4 protein-coding genes are annotated in these 6,627 nt (G+C 30.1%); 3 read left to right on the plus strand and 1 reads right to left on the minus strand.

The features are described 5' to 3' along the window. Positions 1–969: 969 nt before the first annotated feature. Positions 970–2,358 carry a hypothetical protein gene (locus JG776_RS12385; RefSeq protein WP_291967989.1) on the plus strand — a complete coding sequence of 463 codons (1,389 nt, stop codon included), beginning with the start codon at positions 970–972 and terminating at the stop codon, positions 2,356–2,358. A 12-nt stretch (positions 2,359–2,370) separates the two neighbouring features. Continuing rightward, positions 2,371–3,969: a hypothetical protein gene (locus tag JG776_RS12390; protein WP_291967991.1), complete on the plus strand. Its 1,599-nt coding sequence runs from the start codon at positions 2,371–2,373 to the stop codon at positions 3,967–3,969. A gap of 293 nt (positions 3,970–4,262) precedes the next feature. Here the strand turns inward: JG776_RS12390 and JG776_RS12470 are convergent, their stop codons facing one another. Then, positions 4,263–4,418 (minus strand): transposase family protein, encoded by a 156-nt coding sequence (locus tag JG776_RS12470; RefSeq protein ID WP_366934219.1) that lies wholly within the window; start codon positions 4,416–4,418, stop codon positions 4,263–4,265. On the opposite strand from JG776_RS12470, the gene JG776_RS12395 reads away from it, so the two are divergent. After that, complete coding sequence (locus JG776_RS12395; protein ID WP_291967993.1) at positions 4,394–6,313, plus strand: hypothetical protein; 1,920 nt, start codon at positions 4,394–4,396, stop codon at positions 6,311–6,313. The genes JG776_RS12470 and JG776_RS12395 overlap by 25 nt on opposite strands. Positions 6,314–6,627 lie beyond the last annotated feature (314 nt).

Here is a 6,627-nt window from a genome sequence, read left to right on the forward strand (position 1 = left end):
GTGAGTTTTGCTAAGTTGAGAACAAGAAACGCCTTTTTCGACATGCTCTTTAACAACGTTGGCCTTTAACTCTGGAGGGTAAGACTTCACAAAAATCACTTCTTTTAAGAATTTAATATTTATATCTATTTTACTACTTTGCCCCTCAAAATCCCAAATCTCATGAGGACCACTTGTGAATCACTATTTATTTAACCTATTAAAGTTAATTTATGCAAAGGACGATATAATGATAGAAAAGATTAGAGAAGTAGCAAAAAATTAATGGATTAAAGGGGTGAATTAACAATGTCAATAACTTAAAAAAATAAGGAATGAAAAAAATTGGTAAGTTAAATAGAGGTATTGAAAAAAGAACACTAGGAGAAAGCAAAAAGTTATCTGAACGATTTATTGTATACATGTTTGAGTAGTGTTACAACTTTAGAGGGGAACCCCCGTTTATCTTACTGCTACTATATTAGTACGCTGTCATCTCTTTCCAGAATAATAATTAAAAGATTAAAAGACTGATTTTTAGCACTATTTTTTAAGTTCCATATCTATACATATTATGCAAGAGGGTAATTACACTTACTAAACAAAAAGTAATTCTTTTCATTAACGTTCATCTTGATTAGCCTTTGGTATTGGTAATAGAATTGATGATAATCACATGAAATAGGGTGAGAGAATAGATAGCAATTAGAAATGCCTTCCATCATATATGAATATAACATAGGATTTGTAGAGGGTTGTGTGAATAAACTAAAAGCTATTAAAAAAATGATGTATGGAAGAAACAAATTTGAGATGTTGAGGCAAAAGGTTCTTTTTCTTAAGGATAAGGGATAGAGATCAACAATCATCAGAGAGAACCAGTATTATATTAGCCATAGCAATAAATTAATTAAATAGTTAACTTACAGCTTGAAAAATGTTCAATAATAATGTGGCATTAATTTGAAAATATTATTGTGGGGTGATTTTATGAAAAAGGGGACAGTGATTTTATTATTTTTGGTAGTAGTAACATTATTGGGAATAAATATATTTTTTAATTACAAAACATATGAAACTTTTTCTGATAAAAATTATATTAATTCAGATGAATTACTTGAAATAAAAGAGATATTATCAAAATATAATGAAAACGAAAGTAACTACATTAGAAGTCAGAATGATGATAAAATATTTCAAAAATCTATAGAATTGTTAGAAAAAGGAGATATTTTAAATGCCAACAATTATTTTATCAACTTCATTTATAAAGAAAAAGATAAATACCAATATATGGAAAAATATGCTAAAAGTTTTGTCGATGCACTAAAAAATATTTCCGATATATCAGTAAAAATAAATTTTCTAAATGATTATATATCATTTTTATATTCTCAATATCCAACGATAGAATCTGAAAATATAGATAACTTATCCAACTTAATATTTGAACTAGAAAATATATTAATAGATTACAATAATAAAATTGAAGAATATAATTTTCAAGAGAGTGAAACTATCTCTAATAATCAAATAAAAGATTATATTAATAATATTCTAGAAGAACCCGTTAATAATTTTACCGAATATCAAGATAGAAGAAATACCATAAATAATTATTTATACGAAGGTTTTACAGATGAAATAACTTTGGAAAAAGTTAATCAATGGGAAGAAAAGTGGAACAATTATTTTTCTATTTTCGATTTAATCGAACAGTCAAAAAAATATTTAGAAGCTTATTACAATCAAAAAGAGAATAATGAAATATATTTAACAAAAGCAAACGAACTAAAACTAACTTTGATATCTTATTTGCCTCTTTTGAAAGCTAATGAAACAGAATCAATTAAAATAATAAATGAATTCGTTGATTATTATGACACTTTATTGATAAAAAAAGAAGAAGAAATTTATGAATCTTTAAAAGCTGAATATAATGAAATAATTGAATGTACTAATTGCAAATTTTCTGTGCTTATTGATGAATTAAATAATCTGAGAAATGAGCTAGGCAATAAATATATAAATTTGAACTCAGAGAACTACAAAATAAAATTTGAAGAACTTAACAAAGAAATAAACTATAAAATTCAAGAATTTCAAAAAAGTCTTTACAATGCCTATCAAATATATGCTCTAAAGAATTTGGAAAATTTCTTTAATACTGATTATGGTTTAAATTTTGAGAGCGAAGAAGCAAGAGAAGCTTTAGAAAAATATTTAGGTGATATAGATACAAATTTACTAAAACAAGATGTAATGATGATATATAATGAAGCTTTTTTAAAAATATATGATAAGTTTAATACAGAAGAAAAAATATCAGCAAGTAAATACTTGTTATATTCCGACAAAAAATCATTGGATGATTTTTAAGGGGTTATTAAAATGAGAAATTTAAAAATAATAATTATATTAATATTAATACCAACATATTCTTTTTCCGTAATGTTTAGTGAAATAGAAACTACACAAAATACAATTAGTATATTATCAAACTCAGTAAGAATGATTAAAAATGAAGGAATATATAATGCTTCACAATATCCAAATTACTTGATTAATCAATCTTATATTAATAACATTAACAAATACAAAGGAAATTTAGCAGAAAATATAATGGATCAATTTTTTGCAAAAGATGATTGGAATAGAATAATTCCATCTTTAAATAATAATGGTTTTGATGGATTATATATAAAATATAAAGATGGAATACCTGTAGATATAATAATTTCAGAATCAAAATATGGTTCTTCGAAATTAGGAAACACTTTAAATGGAAAACAAATGAGTTCAAGTTGGATAAAACATAACATAAGCCAACTAAAAAATGAATTTTCAAAAATAAAGTTTGATCCAAATATTGATATAAAAAAAGCTAGTGATAGTTTCGAACTTCCACTTTCAAATGGTAAAAGAATAAACGTATATAAAATAAATAATAGTCTATATATAAAAGATACTCAAAATGTAGAATTGGCTAAAAAATCAATTAATAATCATATAAAATTTTTTGATGGTATTGAAAAAGGGAACAAAGATTATAAAAGAAGATTATTCAATTTTAGTTTTGAAAAAAATAATGATGTTATATTAACAATTACAGATATGGATAACCAAAAAATAACCCTTTTAATAAAAGAAAATTTTAATTCCCTTCCTTATTCAAATAGAACTGCAATTAAAAATGGGATAATTAAAAATGATGCAATTGAACTTATGAAGAAAGGCTACGATAGAAATTCTGCTTATAATGAAGCCGCTAAAAAATTCGAAAATAGATTAAAAAATAAAGAGTTATATTTATATAACTCTACAGAAATATACAGAATAAATCCCTTATTAACTGACGCTTTAAAAATAGGAATCTCTTCAATAGGGATATCATTAGTTGAAGAACTATTAATCAGTTATATAACAAACGAAGAAATAAATTGGAAAAGAACTTTTATAAGAGCTGGAGGCATTGGCGCTGTCGAAACGTCATTTGAGTTGTATTCTAGATATATAAAAAAATTAAGTTTTTTAAAAACAAATATGTATATAATAGCAGGGATAACAGCTTTAGATTTGATTTTGAGTGGTTTTTATGGAGATCTAAATGAAGAAAAGCTTTTAAATACTTCAATTTCATTGGCAGGTACCATAGGGTTTGCTTTATTAACTCAAATTGCTGTAAATAGCAGTTTAATGGGTATAGCTTATACCTTTGGTACCACTTCAACGGGAATAGCAATATCATCATTGTCTGGAGCTGCAGCTACAAACGCTTCATTAGCATGGTTAGGTGGTGGAGCATTATCAGCAGGTGGAGGTGGAATGGCAGCTGGTGCTGCTTTAATCAGTGGAGTAACATTAGGTATTCTGTTTGTTGTTCCTTTGGCTTATACAGGATATAACTATTTTAATAATAAAGAAGCTGATGAACTAATAAGAAAAGATAAAATTCAATATTTATATCAAAAATATAATTATATTGACTGAAATAACAAGATTTTAAAAAGAAAAGGTTCACACATGAAATTAGTGGGCAATTAAACTGGAATTAAATTAAGTTAACCACGGGCAATAAAGAATAAAAGAAAAACTTAGCTGCATAATGTAATCGAAAATCTTTTTAAGTTCAAGAGATAATTCGTTGGCTTGAATTATGTCAAGATGTTGATATTAAATCAATTCATCAATTCCAACTTTATCTTTAATGGTAGGTAAAGTTTTCTTGCTCCGGTTTCTGAAGGTACCGTCATATCCTTTGAAACGTAAAAGTCTAATATTCTCTAAAACCTATGTTGGGTTGTATTATACTTTTTAGCTATCTCAGCAACCGTCATGTGATTGTACAACTCGAGGATAAACGCTTCAAACAATAAGGTGAATCCAGAGTTTTTATACGAGGGGGTTAAAAGAGTTGAAAAAAGCAGGAATATTTTTATTGGTAGTCGTGGTAGCTATGTTAATTATATTGTCTTCTTGTGTAACACAACCGGAAGTCCCAGAGGAAGCATCATCAGAGGGAGTAGCCCCAGAGGAAGGCACATCTGAGGAAGGAGAAGTAGATATAATAGTTGCAGTAGGAATAGAAGGGCTAGACATATTCGATGTAAGTGATCCAACAAATCCAGAGCATTTGTCTCATTTGAAAAGTGTATCAATTGCAAATGATGCATTTGTAAACGATGATGTATTTGTGAAAAATGATTACGCATATGTGATAGATGGATATAATGGCTTGGTAATAGTAGACATAAGTGATCCTAGAGATCCAAAAGAAGTGAGTCATTACGACACAGCATGGGATGCAGAAGATATTTATGTAAACGACAATTACGCATATATTGCAGATGGATTCGGTTTTGAAATAATAGAAATAAGTGATCCTAGAGAGCCAAAAGAAGTGGGACATTACGACACAGAAGGTTGGGCACAAGGTGTTTATGTAAAACAGAGTTACGCATATGTAGCTGATGGTGATAATGGGTTGGTGATAGTAGATGTAAGCAATCCTATAAATCCAATAAAAGTAGGTTATTATGACACAGCAGCTTGGGTATTGAATGTTTATGTAAAAGATAATTACGCCTATGTGGCAAATGATGAGAATGGCTTGTTGATAGTAGACGTAACTAACCCTAGTGCCCCTAAAGAAGTGGGACGCTACGACACGGCGAATGCATGGGATGTTTATGTAAAAGAAGATTATGCATTCGTGGCAGATGGTGATAATGGGTTGGTGATAGTAGACGTAACTAACCCTAGTGCCCCTAAAGAAGTGGGACATTACGACACACCCGGTTTGGCAGAGGATGTTTATGTAAAAGGCGATTATGCATATATGGCTGATGAGTGGAATGGATTAATAGTATTAGACATAAGTAACCCTTCAGATACAAAAAAAGTGGGGCATTGCAACACCGGAGGCCGGGCACAAGGGGTTTCTGTAAAAGATAATTACGCGTACGTGGCGGATGGATACAATGGTTTAGTGATAATAGACGTAAGTGAGCCTGGTGTTCCAGAAGAATTGGGGCATTACGATACAGCAACAGGTTCAGCATATGATGTTTATGTAAAAGATAATTACGTATTTGTGGCTGATGAGTGGAATGGCTTGGTGATAATAGACGTAAGTGAACCTCTAAATCCGCAAAAAATTGGGCATTACCATTACTACAAGTATGGTTTGACAGTAAACGATGTTTATGTAAATGGTGACTACGCTTATGTGTCAGATTGGTATAATGGGTTGATAATAATAGACGTAAGCGACTTAACCAATCCCCAAGAAGCAGGACGTTACAACGCATTAAGTGCAGTCGGTGTTTTTGTAAAAGATGAGTACGCATATCTGGCAGATTTATATAATGGTTTGGTAATAATAGACGTAAGCGACCCAAACAATCTGAAAGAAGCGGGAATTTGCGACACTAAAAATGCAGAGGCTGTTTTTGTAAAAGATGAGTACGCATATGTAGCTGATGGTGATAATGGTTTGGTGATAGTAGATGTAAGCACTCCTAATAGCCCTAAAGAAGTGGGACATTACGGCTCATCATTTGCAATGGATGTTTTTGTAAAAGATGATTATGCATTTGTCGCAGATGGATATAATGGCTTGGTGATAGTAGACGTAAGTGATCCAACGGATCCGCAAAAAGCGGCGACTTTTGACACAGCGGGTTATTCAAATGGTGTTTATGTAAAAGGTGATTACGCGTACGTAGCAGACGGAGATAATGGCTTGGTGATAGTAGACGTAAGTGACCCTGAGTATCCTACTCTTGCAACTGATATGCTGTGGCTTACATTTTATGGTATTAGCGGCAATTGATTTTTTATAACACGTACCAAATTTTTATAAAAAATATAATGACTAATTAATAAACCAAAAAACTATCCCCAAAGTTTTTGTCTTTTCCCCATTTATTGTGGATAGGTTTTTAAAAAATAAGCGGTAATAGCATCGTTATTAAGGTTCTCAGACAATTATGTAAGGGAAGAGTATATAAACAAAGTGGAAGGGGTGATACGAATGACAAAGATAGGAGCCTCATTATTTGAAGAAGGCGTGGAAAAAGGGAAAAGAGAAGGTGAAAGAGAATTTGAAATTAGATTACTAAGCAAAAGATTTGGCAACCAATTAAC

This window comes from Caloramator sp., from assembly GCF_020054765.1.
GTDB classification, from domain to species: Bacteria; Bacillota; Clostridia; order Clostridiales; family Caloramatoraceae; genus Thermobrachium; species Thermobrachium proteoclasticum.